Below are 15,076 nucleotides of genomic sequence, written 5' to 3'. Positions count from 1 at the left end.
CGCGAAGGCGGCACGCGCCCGGCCGCGGATCTCAGGACGCCGCCGGTCCTTCCATGCGCCGCGCCACCCGCGACAGCGCCAGGCTGGCGCCGAAGTACAGCAGCGCCACCGCCAGGTAGACCTCGACGTGGTACGGTCGCCAGTCGGTGCCCGCCACCACCGCCTTGGCCGCGCCCAGCACGTCGAATACGCCGATGATGCTGACCAGCGAGGTGTCCTTGACCGCGCCCACGAACACGCCCAGCGCGGCCGGCGCCGCGATGCGGCGGGCCTGCGGCCAGATCACCGTCCAGTAGGCCACTGCCGGGCGCATGCCGAGCGCGCGCGCCGCCATCATCTGGCCCGGCGGAATCGCCTGCAGCGCGCCGCGCAGCACTTCGGCCAGCAGGCAGGCGGTATGCAGCGTCAGCGCGGCCAGCGCCATGCCGAACTTGGACACGCCGCCGCCCAGCAGCAGCGGCAGCACGAAGGATGCGAACAGCAATTGCGTCACCAGCGGCACGCCGCGCACGGCCTCGATCAGCGCGGCGGCGGCGAGCGACCCGCCCGGGCTGCCGCCGCGACGTAGCAGCGCCAGGCCGAAGGCCAGCGGCAACGCGGCCAGCAACGCCGCGATCGCCAGGATCAACGTCACCAGCAGGCCGCCCCAGCGCAGCGGGCCGATGGCGCTGCCGCCCCACGGCCAGCCGCCCAGCGCGGCCGCCGTGACGGCGACCATCAGTGCGATCCACGCCAGGCGCGGGCGGGCCGCGAGCCGACCCACCCCCAGCGCGACCGCCACGGCGGCGAGCAGGGCGGCGCAGGCGACCAGCGCCTGCGCGCGGTCGGCCGGCGCCATGGCGCCGAACAACAGCAACGGCAGGTTCTCGCCCACGGCGGCCCAGCAGGCGCCCGCGGCGGCGGCGCAGGTGGCCGGGCTGCCGCTCCAGACGGCGCGCAGCAGCGCCCAATCGAGCAACGCCCAGCCGGCGGCGGCCAGCAGCAAGACCGTCAGCGCCGCGCCCAGCCAGCCGTTGATGCCGCGTCCCTCGCGCGCCAGCAGGCGCAACGCGGGCCGCTCGCCCAGGCGGGCGCCGTGGCTGTCGCCGGGGCCGTGGCGGGCGTGGCGCGCGTTCCAGGCCGACAGCGCGCCGCCCAGCGCCAGGGCCAGGCCCAGGTAGACGGCCACGGCCAGCGTGATGCCTTCCAGCGCCAGCCCGGTCTGGGTGATGGCGGTGTTGATCACGGCCATCAGCTCCTGGTAGCCGATGGCGATGGCCAGGGTGCTGTTCTTGACCAGCGCCAGGCACTGGTTGGCATACGGCGGCAGCGCTACGCGCGCGGCGTAGGGCGCGACGACGTGGCGCAGCACGCCCCAGGGCGTCAGCGCCATGGCCTGGCCGGCTTCCACCAGGCCCACCGGCACCGCCCGCACGGCGGCGCGCACGATGTCGGCGATGTAGGCGGCATGGAACACCACCAGGCCGATCACCAGGGCGGCGAATTCGATGCTGGGCTGCCAGCCGCCTTGCAGGCCCAGGCCGCGCTTGACGGGCAGATCGATGGTGACGCCGGGCAACAACGCCCAGGCCAGCGCCGTCGCCGCCAGCGCGGCCCACGACGCGGCGCGGCCGAGGCGATGACGCAGGCGCCAGCCGAGCAGCACGGCGCCCGCCGCCGCCAGCGCGTACGGCAGCCAGCCATGCAGCGCCGGCAATGCCAGCCCGCGGTTCGACAGCAGCACGGACGGCAGCGGCGTCCACGCCTGGCGCGCGTCCGGCAGGCGCAGCAAGAGGCCGTACCAGACGAACAATTGCAGCAGTACCGGGGTGTTGCGCAAGGGCGCGATGACGAGCGCGGCAGTGCGCGATGCCAGCGGCTGCGACGACAGCCGCAGCAGGCCCAGGCCGACGCCCAGCAGGGTGGCGAGCGGAACCGCCACCAGCGCGACCGTCAGCGTGTTCACCAGCCCGGCGGCGATCGACATCCAGTAGGGATCGTCGGGCGTCACCGGCAGCAGGCTTTCCGAAATGCGGAAGCCCGCCGGCTGGAACAGGAAGCCGAAGCCGCCGCGGATGCCGCGGGCCGCCTGCGTGGCCTCGATGTGCAGCAGCAGTAACGCCGCCAGGGCGGCAAGCCCCAGGGTCCAGGCGGCGGCTGGCCACCAGCGCCGCAGCGCGGCGTTCCAGGGCGAGGGGTGAAGGGCAATCATGTCTGTCCTGGCCTGCGCCGGAAGGCCCGGCGACTTCTCAAAAGCGCGCAGGCGAGCCGTCGGCCCGCCTGGCGGCAGCGCGTGCGTGAAGGCTTATTGGAACGGCGGCGAATACAGCAGGCCGCCCTGGTTCCATTGCCGGTTCAGGCCGCGATCGAGCTTGAGCGGCGTGGCCGCGCCCAGGTTGCGGTCCCACACCTCGCCATAGTTGCCGACGGCCTTGATCACGTTGCGGGCCCAGCCTTCGTCCAGCCCGAAGCTCTTGCCGATGCCGGGGTCCAGACCCAATAGGCGGCGCACCTGCGCGTCGCTGCTTTGCGCCTGGCTGTCGACGTTCCTGGAGGTGATGCCCAGTTCCTCGGCGGCCACCAGCGCGTTGACGGTCCAGCGCACGATGGCGGTCCAGTTGGGATCGTCCTGGCGCACGAAGGGGCCGAGCGGCGACTTGTTGATGCGTTCGGGCAGGATGACGAAGTCGTCCGGATTGGCGGCGCGCGCGGCGCGGCTGGCGGCCAGCGTCGAGGCATCCGACAGGTAGACGTCGCAGCGGCCGGCGTAGAAGGCCTGTTCCAGCTCGACCAGGTTCTCGATCACCACCGGCCGATAGTTGAGCTTGTGCTTCTTGAAGTAATCGACCAGGTTCTGTTCGTTGACGGTGCCGGGCTGCACGCAGACCTGCGCGCCGTCCAGTTCGGTGGCGCTTTTCACGCCCAGCTTCTTCGGCACCAGGAAGCCCTGGCCGTCATAGAACACGATGCCGGCCGAGACGATGCCCAGGCCCGCGTCGCGGCTGGAGGTGATGGTGGTGTTGCGGTTGAGCACGTCGATCTCGCCGCCTTGCAGGGCGGGGAAGCGCTGCTGCGAGCTGAGCGGCACGAAGCGCGTTTTTTCCGGATCGCCCAGCACCGCCGCGGCCAGCGCGCGGCACAGGTCGGCGTCCAGGCCGGTCCAGCGGCCCTGCTTGTCGGCGATCGACAGGCCGGCCGAGCCCTGGCTCACGCCGCACACCAGTTCGCCGCGCTTCTTGATGGCATCGACCGTGGCGCCCGCCGTGGCTGCGTTGGCCGTGGACATCGTCATATGCGCCAGCGCCGCCGCCACCCCGGCGGCTTTGAGTAGAGAGATCAACCGCATGCCGTTCCCGTATTTGAAGTATGCAAGAAAGGCATGAATTCTAGGGCTGCGCATCGCCATTGTGAGCGACTGTATCGTCATATGGTTATGAGAACTTAGCCTTATCCAAATTCGCGTCATATACCTAGAATCCGTCCATACCAAGTTGCAGGATTGAAGAAGGTTGCGCATGAGCTGGCAGGATGAATTCCGGGAATGGTTTCCCATCACTCGCGACAAGGCCTACGCCAACATCGCCTACACCAGCCCGCTGGCGCCCAAGGTGGCCGACGGCGTGGCCGCCTTCTTCGACGGCATCACCCATGCCCGCAGCGACAAGCCGCAATGGCTGCGCGATGCCGGCGCGCTGCGCGCGCGGCTGGCGCGGCTGATCGGCGGCGACGCGCGCCGGCTGGCCTTCACCAAGAACACCACCGAGGGCCTGAATACCGTGGCGCAGGGCCTCTCCTGGCAGGAGGGCGACAACCTGGTGGTCGACGACCAGGAACATCCCACCAATGCCTTGCCCTGGCTCAACCTGCGCCGTCGCGGCGTGCAGGTGCGGGTGCCGCCGTCGCGCGCGCACCGCTATACGGTCGATGACCTGTGGCAGCACGTCGACGCGCGCACGCGGCTGATCGCGGTGTCGTGGGTGCAGTACGGCACGGGCCTGCGCACCGACATCGCCGAACTGGGCCGGCGCTGCGCCGAGCGCGGCATCTGGCTGGTGGTCGATGGCATCCAGGGCGCGGGCCTGTTGCGCGCCGAGGTCGATGCCTGGGGCGTGGACGCGTTCGCCAGCGGCGCCCACAAGGGCTTCCTGGGACCGCTGGGCGTGGGCCTGCTGCACGTGTCGCCGCGGCTGCTCGACGCGCTCGATCCGCTGTATGTCGGCCCCTCGGAAGTCACCACGCTCGACAAGGCCGGCCTGCAGTGGCAGGTGGGCGTGTCCGACGCCGGCGACGCCCGCCGCCTGGAGACCGGCAATCTCAACTATCCCGGCATCGCCGGCTGGGCCGCGGCGCTGGACCTGATCGAGTGGGCGCGGCCCGAGCGCATCGAGCCGTGGGTGCTGGAGCTATCCGCGGCGTTGAGCGACGGTTTGCGCGCCCAGGGCCTGCAGGTGGTATCGCCGGCCGACGCGGCGGCGCGCAGCACCACCACCGCCGTGCGCGTGCCCGATCCCGCCGCGGCGCTGGCGCACCTTGCCCGCGAGGGCGTGGTGGCCAGCATTGTGGAGTATGGTTACCTGCGCCTGTCCGTGGGCGCCTATAACAATCACGGGGACATCGACCGCATCCTGCGCGCCGCGCGCGGGTTCGCCGCCTGATCCCATCACCGATAACGCATTTTCGAGGAGCACTACATCATGACCGAAGCGAAGAAGCCCGACTGGCGGCTGGAAACCATCGCCGTGCACGGCGGCTACAAGCCGGACCCGACCACGCGTGCCGTGGCCGTGCCGATCTACCAGACCGTGGCCTACGCCTTTGACGACACCCAGCATGGCGCCGACCTGTTCGACCTGAAGGTCGCGGGCAACATCTACACCCGCATCATGAACCCGACCACCGACGTGCTGGAGCAGCGCGTCGCGGCCCTGGAAGGCGGCATCGCCGCGCTGGCGCTGGCCTCGGGCCAGGCCGCCGTGACCTACGCGATCCTGACCATCGCCGAGGCGGGCGACAACATCGTCTCGTCCAGCACGCTGTACGGCGGCACCTACAACCTGTTCGCCCACACGCTGCCGCAGTACGGCATCACCACGCGCTTCGCCAACCCCAGCGACCTGGCCGCCTTCGAGGCGCAGATCGACGATCGCACCAAGGCCATCTTCGCCGAATCGGTCGGCAACCCGCTGGGCAACATCACCGACATCGCCGCGCTGGCCGAGCTGGCCCACCGCCACGGCCTGCCGCTGATCGTCGACAACACCGTGCCGTCGCCGTACCTGCTGCGACCGATCGAGCACGGCGCCGACATCGTGGTGCAGTCGCTGACCAAGTACCTGGGCGGCCACGGCACCAGCCTGGGCGGCGCCATCATCGACTCAGGCAAGTTCCCCTGGGCCGAGCACAAGGCCCGCTTCAAGCGCCTGAACGAACCCGATGTCAGCTACCACGGCGTGGTCTACACCGAAGCCTTCGGCCCGGCCGCCTACATCGGCCGCGCCCGCGTGGTGCCCCTGCGCAACACCGGCGCGGCGATCTCGCCGTTCAATGCGTTCCAGATCCTGCAGGGCATCGAGACGCTGGCGCTGCGCGTGGACCGCATCGTCGAGAACGCGGTCAAGGTGGCCGGCTATCTGCGCGAGCATCCCAAGGTCGAGTGGGTCAACTACGCCGGCCTGCCGGACCACCCGGATCACGCCCTGGTGCGCAAGTACCTGGGCGGCAAGGCGCCCGGCCTGTTCACGTTCGGCGTGAAGGGCGGCCGCGAAGCCGGCGCGCGCTTCCAGGACGCGCTGCAGTTGTTCACGCGCCTGGTCAACATCGGCGACGCCAAGTCGCTGGCCACGCACCCGGCGTCCACCACCCATCGCCAGCTCAATCCCGAAGAGCTGCAGAAGGCGGGCGTGCGCGAGGAAACCGTGCGCCTGTCGATCGGCATCGAGCACATCGACGATCTGCTGGCCGACCTGGACCAGGCGCTGGCAAAGGTGTGAGGGGCATGAACATGATTTCCCGCAGGACCCTGTTGCAACTGGCCGCCGGGCTGCCCGCCCTGGCGGCGGCCCCGTCCATCGCGGCCCAGCCGGCCGCCGGCCGCGCCAAGACCTACGTGCTGGCGCACGGCTCCTGGCATGGCGGCTGGTGCTGGCGGCCGGTGGCCGAGCGGCTGCGCGCCGCCGGCCATCGCGTCCACGCGCCCAGCTTCACCGGCATGGGCGACCGCGCCCACCTGCTGCACAAGGGCATCACCATCGACACCTTCGTCGAGGACCTGGTGCAGGTGATCCAGAGCGAAGAACTGAACGACGTGATCCTGGTGGGCCACAGCTTCGGCGGCATCCCGATCTCGGGCGTGGCCGACCGCATTCCCGAGCGGCTGGCGCACCTGGTGTACTTCGATTCGATCGTGCTGCAAAGCGGCCAGGATGCGTTCTCGGTGTACCCCAAGGCCGACGCCGACGCGCGCATCGCGGCCGCCTCCAAGGCCACCAACGGCCTGGCCGTGCCCATTCCCGACCCGCTGCCGGCGGCCTGGGGCTTCAAGCCGGGCAGCGCCGACGAGGCCTGGGTCAAGCGCCGGCTGACGCCGCACCCGCTGGCCAGCTACACCACGCCGTTGACGCTCAAGCATCCCATCGGCAACGGCCGGCCGCGCACCTACATCCATTGCACCCAGCCCGAGCTGCCGGTGCTGGAGCAGTCGCGCCAATTGGTGAAGTCCCAGCCGGGCTGGAACTGGGTCGACATCGCCGCCCCGCACGAAGCCCACATCACGCACCCGCAGGTGCTGGCCGACCTGCTGCTGGGCCTGTCCTGACGCGCGGGCAAGTGGGGGCCTCGGCGCGCCCGATAGCGAGTGCGTAGGGTGCGCCGCGCCTCGGCAGGCCGCGGCCGGGACCGGCGTTCAGTTCAGGCGCCGCCGCGACGCCAGGCCGAGGGCGCCACGCCCTCGGTGCGCTGGAACACGCGGCTGAAGGCCGCCTGCGAGCGATAGCCGACCCGTTCGGCGGCGTCCACGATGGCCACGCCCTGCGCCAGCAGGCGCCGCGCCACGCGCATGCGCAGCAGTTGCAGCAGTTGCGCCGGCGTGGTGCCGCTTTGCAGCGTGAAGCGGCGGTGGAAGGTGGCCTTGGACATGTGCACGTGGCGCGCCATGTCGTCCATGCTCCAGGGATCCGCCGGCCGCGCCAGGATCGCCTGCAGCAGGCCCGCCATGGCCGGGTCGCGCGCCAGCACGAACAGGCCGTGGGCCTGGCGGTCGTGGATCGCCAGGTGGCGCAGCATGAAGAAGATCAGCATGTCGGTGAGCCGCTCCAGCACCACCTCGGATGCGCCACCGTCGCGCGCGGTCTCGCCCAGGATCAGGTCGAACACGCCGCGCGCGCTCGCGTAGCGGGCATCGTCGGCGCGCAGCACCAGTATGTCGGGCAGCGTCTCGGCCACCAGGTCCGCCAGGCCCGGGCGGAACTGGAAGAAGCCGCAGGCCAGCCCGGTGCCGTCGGCCTGGCGCGGCAGCAGCGGCCGCATGTCCCGGCACACCGGAGCGTCGGCCGCGTCCAGCGGCGTCAGCGTGTGCGGCAGGTCGCGCAGGAAAAACACGCCGTCGCCCGCCGCCAGGGTCAGCGGCGCCTGGCCCGTTCCCAGCTCGACGCGGCAGCGGCCGTGCAGGATAAGGTGGAAACTGGCGCGGGCCCGGCCGCTGGTGCTGGCCGACCAATTGCCGCAATACTGGCCCAGGTGATACAAGCTGGACTGCACCTCCAGGCTCGACAGCAGCAGGGCGTCGACGGCGGCTTGATCGGCGTTCGGGGCGGGCGAGGGCGGCATGGCGAAGTTGGCAAGGCGTGTGGCGGCCGTACTGGTATGGCGGCACGACCGGATCAGTTTGGCGCGATGATACGCGGGGCGCCTGGCTGGTTATAAGCGCATAGCTGAAAGTCGATAAGATCGAGCATCAGCTTGCGATCCGCGTGCATTGTCGCGCGGGGCGGGGCGCCCGCACAATCGAGTTTTCGTTGTTCCCATTCCGGAGACCCTCATGGCCCGTTTGCCCGTCCATACCGCGCAGAGCGCGCCCGAACCCACCCGCGCCGCCCTGGCCGCCGCCGAGCAGGGCGCCGGCTACCTGTCCAACCTGCTGGGCGTGCTGGCCAATGCGCCGGTGGCCCTGGAGGCCTACCAGACGCTATCGCAGATCAACGCCCGCGCCGGGCTGACGCTGCAGGAGCGCGAGGTGGTCCAACTGGTGGCCGGCACCCGCCATGGCTGCACCTTCTGCGTCGCCGGCCACACGGCGCTGGCGCGCAACAAGGCCAAGCTGTCGCCCGAGGTGGTCGACGCGCTGCGCGCCCAGGGCACGCTGCCGGACGAGCGCCTGCAGGCGCTGGCCGCTTTCACCGAAGCCGTGATCCGCACCCGTGGCCGCGTCAGCGACGCCGAACTGCAGGCGCTGCGCGAGGCCGGCTACAGCGACGGCAACGCGCTGGAGGTGATCGTCGGGGTGGGCCTGGCCACGATCTGCAACTTTGGCAACAACCTGGCGCAAACCCCGCTGAACGAGCAACTGGGCGCCTATGCCTGGAGCGGCGCGCAATGACGGCGCGGCAGCCGGACCCGCGACTGGCGCCCGGATTGGCCGCCTGGCTCGACGACCATGCCGGCGCGCTGGACGACGGCAGCCATGACGCCGCCGAGGTCCTGCCGCGATTGGCCGCGGCGGGCGTATTCCGCCTGGGCGTGCCGGCCGCGCACGGCGGCGCGCCGGGCACCGACATCGGCGACGCCATCGAGGCCGTGTCGCAGGTGGCCGAGCATTCCGTGGCCGCGGCCTTCGTGGCCTGGGGCCAGCGGGTTTTCATCGAGTACCTGCTGCGCAGCCCCAATGCCGCCTTGTCGCAGGCCTGGCTGGCGCCCTTGCTGGCGGGCGAGGTGGCCGGCGCCACCGCGCTGTCGAACGCCATGAAATTCCTCAGCGGCATCGAGTCGCTGCAGATCGGCGCGCGGCAGGATGGCGCGCACTGGGTGCTGGATGGCCGCATGCCGTGGGTCACCAACCTGCGCAAGCAGGGCTTCCTGGTGGCCGCGGCCGTCTCGGCCCCCGACGGCACGCCGGCCGTGGTGGCCTTGCCGCATGATATCGAAGGCCTGACGCGCAGCGCCGACCTGGATCTGTTGGCGCTGCAGTCCAGCAACACCGCGGCGCTGGATGTGCGCGGCGTGCGCATCGATCCGCAATGGCTGATTCACCCGGATGCGCGCCAATATCTGCCGCAGGCGCGGCCTGCGTTCGCGGGGCTGCAATGCGGCCTGTCCATCGGCCTGGCGCGACGCGCGTTGCGCGCCGCCGGCGAGGCGGGTCAGGGCCAGGCGTCGCGCGGCATCCTCGGCGAACCCTTGCAGGCGCTGGCGCGCCAGCTCGACGAGGCGACCGCGCGCCTGGTCGACGGCGTGCGCAGCGAACGTTTCGTGGCCGAACCCTGGCTGCTGTTCGAAAGCCGCATCGCGCTGGCCGAGATCGCCAGCCAGGCGGTGCAGCTCGAATTGCAGGCCAGCGGCGGCGCGGCCTACCTGAAGCCTGCCGGCGACGGTTTTGCGCGCCGCTGGCGCGAGGCCGCTTTCCTGCCCATCGTCACCCCCAGCCTGGTGCAGCTCAAGACCGAGCTGGCCAAGCGCCGGGCGCGTCTGGCGGCCGAGGGCGCCGCATGAGCGCGCCGCGTCCGGTGTTGCAGGCGCAGGGCCTGGCGCTGCGCTATGCGCAGGCGCCGGCCGACGTATTCCAGGATGTGGATCTGGTGCTGGACCGGGGCGAGGTAGTGGCGGTGCTGGGCGCCAGCGGCGCCGGCAAGTCGAGCCTGTTGCGCGTGCTGGCCGGACTGCAGCCTGCCAGTGCCGGCACGCTGCTGATGGAGGGCGCGCCACTGACTGGCGTGCATCCGCGCGTGGCGGTGGCGTTCCAGGATCCCGGCCTGCTGCCGTGGCTGTCGCTGGAACGCAATGTCGCTTTCGGCCTGGATTTCACCCATCAGCCCAGGCTGACCGCCGCCGAACGCCGGTTGCGGATCGACCAGGCCATCGACGAGGTCGGCCTGTCGCACGCGCGCCAGTTGCGGCCGGCGCAGTTGTCCGGCGGCATGGCGCAGCGCACCGCGTTGGCGCGTTGCCTGGCGCGCCAGCCGGCGGTGCTGCTGCTGGACGAGCCGTTCGGCGCGCTCGACGAGGTCACGCGCGGCGAGATGCAGACACTGCTGCGCAAAGTGGTGGCCGACTTTCATACCGCCGCCGTCCTCATCACCCACGATATCGACGAAGCGCTGCTGCTGGCCGACCGCATCGTGCTGCTGGGCGGCGCGCCCGGACGCATCCTGGGCGTGTGGCCGGTGGACCTGCCGCAGCCGCGCGCCGATCTGTTGCCTGAAATGGGCGCGTTGCGCCTGGAAATCCTGACCCGCCTGCGCGATGCGCTGCGGGTCGCACGCGGCCAAGCCGCCAAGGAGCCTGTTGATGTGCCTTGAACACATGTCGCGTCGCGACTGGTTGAAACTGTCGGCCCTGCTGACCGCGGGCGGCGCCGCGCCGCTGTTGTCGGCATTCAATGCCCGCGCCCAGAGCGAGCCCGACGCGCCGGTGCGCATCGGCTACCTGCCGATCACCGACGCCGCGCCGCTGCTGGTGGCGCATAACAATGGCCTGTTCGACAAGGCCGGCGTCAAGGCCGAGAAGCCGACCCTGCTGCGTAGCTGGGCGCAGGTGATCGAGGCCTTCATTTCCGGCCAGGTCAACGTGGTGCATCTGCTGTCGCCCATGACGGTATGGGCGCGCTTCGGCAGCCAGGTGCCCGCCAAGGTGGTGGCCTGGAACCACGTCGGCGGCTCGGGCCTGACGGTGGCGCCGGCCATCAACGGCGTCAAGGAACTGGGCGGCAAGACGGTGGCGATCCCGTTCTGGTATTCCATCCACAACGTGATGCTGCAGTACCTGCTGCGCGAGAACGGCCTGACGCCGGTGTCGCGCAAGGACGGCGCGCCGGCCGCCAACGAGATCAACCTGGTGGTGATGGCGCCGGCCGACATGCCGCCGGCGCTGGCGCAGAACCGCATCGCCGGCTACATCGTGGCCGAGCCTTTCAACGCCGTGGCCGAGACGCTGGGCGTGGGCAAGGTGCTGCGCTTTACCGGCGACATCTGGCGCAACCACGCCTGCTGCGTGGTGTTCATGCACGAGCGCGACCTGCAGCAGCGGCCCGAGTGGTCGCAGAAGGTGGTCGACGCCATCGTCCAGGCGCAGTTGTGGATCCGCGACAACCGCGAAGAGACCGCCAGGCTGCTGTCCAAGGAAGGCATCAACCGCTATACCCCGCACGGTCTGCCGGCCTTGAGCAAGGTGCTGGCGCCGCCGCCGTCCGACCGCGAGCAATACCTGGCCAGCGGCGCGATCCGCCATGCCGACTGGGACGAACGCCGCATCGACTTCCAGCCATATCCGTTCCCCAGCTACACCGAGGAACTGGTGCGGCGCCTGCGCGACACGCTGATCGAGGCCGACCGGGGCTTCCTGGCCGGGCTGGACCCCGCCCGCGCCGCGGCCGAGCTGGTCGATGACCGCTACGTCAAGCGCGCCATCGAGGCCGCGGGCGGCCTGCGGCGCTTCGGCTTTCCCGACGCCTACACCCGGACCGAGACGGTGCAGGCGTGACGGCGCGCGAGTCTGCCGCGGCGGGCGCGCGCGTCGCCGCGCCGGTGACCGGCCCGGCGCGCGCCAGGCCGCCGCGCCAGGGGCTGCTCGCGCGCTGCGCGCTGGGGCTGGCCGGCCTGGCGGCGCTGATGGCGCTTTGGTGGCTGGGCACCGACGCGCTGGCGCCGGCCGGCGGCATGGCGCGGCGTTTCGCGCCGGGCGCCACCTTCGCCAGCCTGTGGGCATTGCTGACCGGTTCGGACCTGCCGTTGCATGTGCTGGTGAGCCTGCGCCGCGTGGCGGTGGGCCTGGGGCTGGCGTTGGCGATCGGCGTGCCGCTTGGCCTGGCCATCGGCAGCTACCGCCGTCTGGAGGCGGCGCTGTCGCCCGCGATGCAGTTCCTGCGCATGATCTCGCCGTTGTCGTGGATGCCGATCGCGGTGATGGTGTTCGGGGTAGGCGACGATCCGGTGTATTTCCTGCTGACCTTTGCCGCGGTCTGGCCAATCGTGCTGAACACGGCGGCCGGCGTCCAGCAGTTGGACGCGCGCTGGATGCTGCTGGCGCAAAGCGTGGCCGCGACCCGCTGGGAGACCCTGCGCCACGTGATCCTGCCGGGCGTGCTCGGGCATATCCTGACAGGCGTGCGGCTGGCGATCGGGATTCTCTGGATCGTGCTGGTGCCGTGCGAAATGCTCGGCGTGTCGGCCGGCATGGGGTACTTCATCCTGGACACCCGCGACCGCCTGGCCTATTCGGAATTGATGGCCATGGTGTTGTTGATCGGCGCGCTGGGTTTCCTGCTGGACGCCGCGGCGCGGGGCTTGTACCGCTACTGGCGCGGGTAGAGGCCGGCGGCGCTACTTGCGCGAACTCCTGCCCGGCGGGCAGATCAGGGCGCGCAGCTTGCGCTGGACCGGGTCGCGCGCGACCGGCGCGTTCGAAATGCCGGCCACCGGCAGCGATTCCACCAGCTCCCCGGTGGCGTCCGGGCCGGCATAGTGCTGGGTCGCGGTGATCGTGTAGGTGTTGTTGGTGCAGTTGATGGTGACGGGCTGCGTCACCGAGCCGTAGGGCTGGCCATTGGCCTCGGAGACCCGCGGCTGCGCGTAGAACCATGCCACCGTCGCCAGCATCACCAGCGGCCGCTCGGTCAGTTGCACGATCGAATCGCGGTCGTAGAACACGCCGGGCATGGACTGCGGCGCCAGCGGCTGCCAGGCCGGCGCGCCGCCAAAGACGATGCCGCGGGCATCCGGCGTGGCCGGCACGGCGCTCGCCGCGCATGCGTCGGAGGGGACCGGATCGCCTTCGCGCGCCGTCACCACGGCGCAGGCATCGGCCGGCGTGGCCGGCGCCGCGTCCCCTGCCTGCGCCCAGGCAGGTCCCGCCAGTACAGCCAGGACCAGGGTGAGTTGCGCTTGCCTTGCTGTCATGGGGTCTTTCCTGTGGCACATCGGTGTGGGGTTTCCCCAGTATAGAGAAAGAAACCATGACGGCCGGAACCCGGCGGGGAGCGCGTCGCGGGGGTATAGTCTCGTCCGTTCGACAAGCGATGCCGACGCCGTGCCACGGGGCGCCGGCCGGGGTCGGAGGAGAGGCGACGACGATGAATATCAGGGTGCTCGCCGGTGCGGCGGCCATCGCCGTGACCGGGGTGCTGGCTTACGGGTTCTACCAACTCATGCCGGAAGGCGAGCCGCTGGCGCGCAGCGAAGTCATCGGCGAGCTCGACGGCCCGCCGCTGGCCGGCTATTCGCGCACGCGGCTGTACCGCTACGGCGAACATCAGTTCCTGGTGGGGCAACTGATCGCGGGCGACAAGGATGTCACCGGCCTGGCCAAGGCGCCGGTGCTGGACGCGTTGCTGCCGATTGCCTCGGACTGCTGCCAGCCGGAGGGCGCCGCCCGCGCCGAGGCCGCCTCGGCCGATCCGGCCCAGGGCATGCTGCAGGCGGCGGCGACAGCCCGCGACGTGCGCAACCTGGTCTACGGTGGCCGTGACAATGGCCGCTACGCGCTGCTTGGCTCGATCGGCGGCGACACCGGCGTCACGCTCATCGGCGGGCCGCAGGGGCAGACCGTGTACCTGCTGGGCGGCAACGCGCGTGGCGGCGACCGGTCCGCCGCCAGCGATGTCTGGCGTTCCGACGACCAGGGCGCCCACTGGCGCTACGAGCCCGACGTGCAACTGGGCGGGCCGCGTCGGTTCACCGTGTTCCTGACGGGCGACCGGGTCATGGCGCTGGCGGACGGCGCCGGCGACGAGCGCCTGCTGGTCAGCGAGGACGGGGCGCGCCACTGGTCGGCGCTGTCCTTGCGCGAGCAGGTCTGGCCCGACGCCGACAGCTACGGCCGGGCGTTCCGGGAACACCTGGGCCCGGGCCGCGCCGCCACGGATCAACTGGCGTACGGCTGGTCGCTGTACCCGCTGGCCGCCGACCGCGCGGTCGGCTGGAGCTGGCGCGACCGCGTCACGGCCGGCGTGGCGCGCCGTATCGAGACCCGGCGCTTCGAGATACGGTTCCAGGACGGCGCCTCGCCAGCGTTCCGCATCGCCCACGACGTGGCGGCCGTGCCACCACAGGATCCGCGCTCGCAACCGCGGGTGGGGCAAGCCGAATACGCCACCGCCGACAACCGCATCTACCGGCTCGATCCGGCCGACAGCAACTGGCACGAGCTGGCGGCCATGCCCGCCGTGCGTGGCCAGCGCACCTGGATCGGCCAGGCCTGGTTCGGCCGCAACGGCTGGGTGGTGCAGACCTATGCCGACCACCTGTTCTCGTTCAACGACTACACCCGCACCTATTTCCACACGCGCGACCAGGGCCGCACCTGGCGGCCGTTCCAGCTATCGCCGGACCAGGAGCGCGGCCTGCTCGGCCTGGACGCCGCGGGCGAGGGCGTGCTGGTGCACGTCGAGCGCGGTGGCAAGACCATCATCGTGCGCTATGCGCTGGAGTGAGACATGACGCTGACCGTGCGCGAGGCGCGGGCCGCCGACCTGCCGGGGTTGCGCGCGCTGTTCCTGGCGACGCGCCGCGAGGCCTATCCCTGGCTGGCGCCGGCCAGCCTGCGCGCAGCCGACCTGGACGCGCAGACCGAGGGCGAACGGCTCTGGGTCGCGCTGGCCGCGGACGACGCCCTGGCAGGCTTCGTGTCGCTGTGGGAGCCGGACGACTTCATCCACCACCTGTATGTGGGCCGCGCCTGGCAGCGGCGAGGCGTGGCGCGGGCGTTGCTGCGCGCCTTGCCCGGCTGGCCGTTGACGCGCTACCGACTCAAGTGCCTGCGGCGCAACGCCGCGGCGCTGGCCTTCTACCAGGCCTGCGGTTTTGTGGAAATCGGCGCGGGCACGGGCGAGGACGGCGACTACCTGCTGCTGGAATCGCGCGGCGACCAGCCGCCGCGCGCCGAGGCCTGAGCC

General features: G+C 71.2%; 14 protein-coding genes. 10 read left to right on the top strand and 4 right to left on the bottom strand.

What is annotated here, in order from left to right:
* Window positions 1–31: 31 nt before the first annotated feature.
* Together AAID08_RS14970 and AAID08_RS14965 are read right to left on the bottom strand one after the other, a co-directional pair.
* Window positions 32–2,191, bottom strand: a complete 2,160-nt coding sequence (locus AAID08_RS14970; RefSeq protein WP_395756540.1) for an ABC transporter permease subunit — start codon at window positions 2,189–2,191, stop codon at window positions 32–34.
* A 93-nt stretch (window positions 2,192–2,284) separates the two neighbouring features.
* Window positions 2,285–3,325: an amino acid ABC transporter substrate-binding protein gene (locus tag AAID08_RS14965; protein WP_278992765.1), complete on the bottom strand. Its 1,041-nt coding sequence runs from the start codon at window positions 3,323–3,325 to the stop codon at window positions 2,285–2,287.
* A 169-nt stretch (window positions 3,326–3,494) separates the two neighbouring features.
* Here AAID08_RS14965 and AAID08_RS14960 point away from each other — a divergent pair, with 169 nt between their 5' ends.
* The 3 genes from AAID08_RS14960 to AAID08_RS14950 are packed head-to-tail and all read left to right on the top strand — an operon-like array spanning window position 3,495 to window position 6,793.
* Window positions 3,495–4,634: an aminotransferase class V-fold PLP-dependent enzyme gene (locus tag AAID08_RS14960; protein WP_395756539.1), complete on the top strand. Its 1,140-nt coding sequence runs from the start codon at window positions 3,495–3,497 to the stop codon at window positions 4,632–4,634.
* Between the two features lie 39 nt (window positions 4,635–4,673).
* On the top strand, window positions 4,674–5,969 hold the full coding sequence (locus AAID08_RS14955) for an O-acetylhomoserine aminocarboxypropyltransferase/cysteine synthase family protein (protein ID WP_395756538.1): 1,296 nt from the start codon (window positions 4,674–4,676) through the stop codon (window positions 5,967–5,969).
* A gap of 5 nt (window positions 5,970–5,974) precedes the next feature.
* Window positions 5,975–6,793, top strand: a complete 819-nt coding sequence (locus tag AAID08_RS14950; RefSeq protein WP_395756537.1) for an alpha/beta fold hydrolase — start codon at window positions 5,975–5,977, stop codon at window positions 6,791–6,793.
* A 92-nt stretch (window positions 6,794–6,885) separates the two neighbouring features.
* Here AAID08_RS14950 and AAID08_RS14945 read toward each other — a convergent pair whose 3' ends face one another.
* Window positions 6,886–7,803, bottom strand: coding sequence for an AraC family transcriptional regulator (locus tag AAID08_RS14945; protein ID WP_395756536.1), 918 nt, complete (start codon window positions 7,801–7,803; stop codon window positions 6,886–6,888).
* A 211-nt stretch (window positions 7,804–8,014) separates the two neighbouring features.
* Here AAID08_RS14945 and AAID08_RS14940 point away from each other — a divergent pair, with 211 nt between their 5' ends.
* The 5 genes from AAID08_RS14940 to AAID08_RS14920 all read left to right on the top strand — a co-directional run bounded on the left by AAID08_RS14940 (window position 8,015) and on the right by AAID08_RS14920 (window position 12,494).
* Window positions 8,015–8,572 carry a carboxymuconolactone decarboxylase family protein gene (locus tag AAID08_RS14940; RefSeq protein WP_054504242.1) on the top strand — a complete coding sequence of 186 codons (558 nt, stop codon included), beginning with the start codon at window positions 8,015–8,017 and terminating at the stop codon, window positions 8,570–8,572.
* Entirely contained in the window at window positions 8,569–9,681 is a 1,113-nt protein-coding gene (locus AAID08_RS14935; protein WP_175143837.1) for an acyl-CoA dehydrogenase family protein, read from the top strand. Before AAID08_RS14940 ends, AAID08_RS14935 begins: the two co-directional genes overlap by 4 nt.
* The gene (locus AAID08_RS14930; protein WP_054504240.1) at window positions 9,678–10,487 is read left to right on the top strand and encodes an ABC transporter ATP-binding protein; all 810 of its coding nucleotides are present in this window, start codon (window positions 9,678–9,680) and stop codon (window positions 10,485–10,487) included. The genes AAID08_RS14935 and AAID08_RS14930 overlap by 4 nt, the downstream gene beginning before the upstream one ends.
* On the top strand, window positions 10,477–11,667 hold the full coding sequence (locus AAID08_RS14925) for an ABC transporter substrate-binding protein (protein ID WP_395756535.1): 1,191 nt from the start codon (window positions 10,477–10,479) through the stop codon (window positions 11,665–11,667). The genes AAID08_RS14930 and AAID08_RS14925 overlap by 11 nt, the downstream gene beginning before the upstream one ends.
* 128 nt (window positions 11,668–11,795) lie before the next feature.
* Window positions 11,796–12,494: an ABC transporter permease gene (locus tag AAID08_RS14920; RefSeq protein WP_082402005.1), complete on the top strand. Its 699-nt coding sequence runs from the start codon at window positions 11,796–11,798 to the stop codon at window positions 12,492–12,494.
* Between the two features lie 12 nt (window positions 12,495–12,506).
* Here the strand turns inward: AAID08_RS14920 and AAID08_RS14915 are convergent, their stop codons facing one another.
* Window positions 12,507–13,082, bottom strand: coding sequence for a surface-adhesin E family protein (locus AAID08_RS14915; protein ID WP_054504238.1), 576 nt, complete (start codon window positions 13,080–13,082; stop codon window positions 12,507–12,509).
* Between the two features lie 173 nt (window positions 13,083–13,255).
* Here AAID08_RS14915 and AAID08_RS14910 point away from each other — a divergent pair, with 173 nt between their 5' ends.
* Window positions 13,256–14,614, top strand: coding sequence for a hypothetical protein (locus tag AAID08_RS14910; protein ID WP_395756534.1), 1,359 nt, complete (start codon window positions 13,256–13,258; stop codon window positions 14,612–14,614).
* Window positions 14,615–14,617: 3 nt separating this feature from the next.
* The gene (locus AAID08_RS14905) at window positions 14,618–15,073 is read left to right on the top strand and encodes a GNAT family N-acetyltransferase (protein WP_343720079.1); all 456 of its coding nucleotides are present in this window, start codon (window positions 14,618–14,620) and stop codon (window positions 15,071–15,073) included.
* Window positions 15,074–15,076: the final 3 nt, after the last annotated feature.

Source organism: Achromobacter sp. EB05 (assembly GCF_044232075.1).
Lineage (GTDB): Bacteria > Pseudomonadota > Gammaproteobacteria > Burkholderiales > Burkholderiaceae_B > Achromobacter > Achromobacter dolens.
This window is presented reverse-complemented; position numbering and strand designations above follow the sequence as displayed.

Coding starts and splice junctions, on each gene's coding strand:
- AAID08_RS14960 (WP_395756539.1), top strand. CDS start 3,495: ATGAGCTGGCAGGATGAATTCCGGGAATGGTTTCCCATCACTCGCGAC.
- AAID08_RS14925 (WP_395756535.1), top strand. CDS start 10,477: ATGTGCCTTGAACACATGTCGCGTCGCGACTGGTTGAAACTGTCGGCC.
- AAID08_RS14955 (WP_395756538.1), top strand. CDS start 4,674: ATGACCGAAGCGAAGAAGCCCGACTGGCGGCTGGAAACCATCGCCGTG.
- AAID08_RS14930 (WP_054504240.1), top strand. CDS start 9,678: ATGAGCGCGCCGCGTCCGGTGTTGCAGGCGCAGGGCCTGGCGCTGCGC.
- AAID08_RS14935 (WP_175143837.1), top strand. CDS start 8,569: ATGACGGCGCGGCAGCCGGACCCGCGACTGGCGCCCGGATTGGCCGCC.
- AAID08_RS14950 (WP_395756537.1), top strand. CDS start 5,975: ATGAACATGATTTCCCGCAGGACCCTGTTGCAACTGGCCGCCGGGCTG.
- AAID08_RS14970 (WP_395756540.1), bottom strand. CDS start 2,191: ATGATTGCCCTTCACCCCTCGCCCTGGAACGCCGCGCTGCGGCGCTGG.
- AAID08_RS14965 (WP_278992765.1), bottom strand. CDS start 3,325: ATGCGGTTGATCTCTCTACTCAAAGCCGCCGGGGTGGCGGCGGCGCTG.
- AAID08_RS14915 (WP_054504238.1), bottom strand. CDS start 13,082: ATGACAGCAAGGCAAGCGCAACTCACCCTGGTCCTGGCTGTACTGGCG.
- AAID08_RS14910 (WP_395756534.1), top strand. CDS start 13,256: ATGAATATCAGGGTGCTCGCCGGTGCGGCGGCCATCGCCGTGACCGGG.
- AAID08_RS14905 (WP_343720079.1), top strand. CDS start 14,618: ATGACGCTGACCGTGCGCGAGGCGCGGGCCGCCGACCTGCCGGGGTTG.
- AAID08_RS14920 (WP_082402005.1), top strand. CDS start 11,796: ATGGCGCTTTGGTGGCTGGGCACCGACGCGCTGGCGCCGGCCGGCGGC.
- AAID08_RS14940 (WP_054504242.1), top strand. CDS start 8,015: ATGGCCCGTTTGCCCGTCCATACCGCGCAGAGCGCGCCCGAACCCACC.
- AAID08_RS14945 (WP_395756536.1), bottom strand. CDS start 7,803: ATGCCGCCCTCGCCCGCCCCGAACGCCGATCAAGCCGCCGTCGACGCC.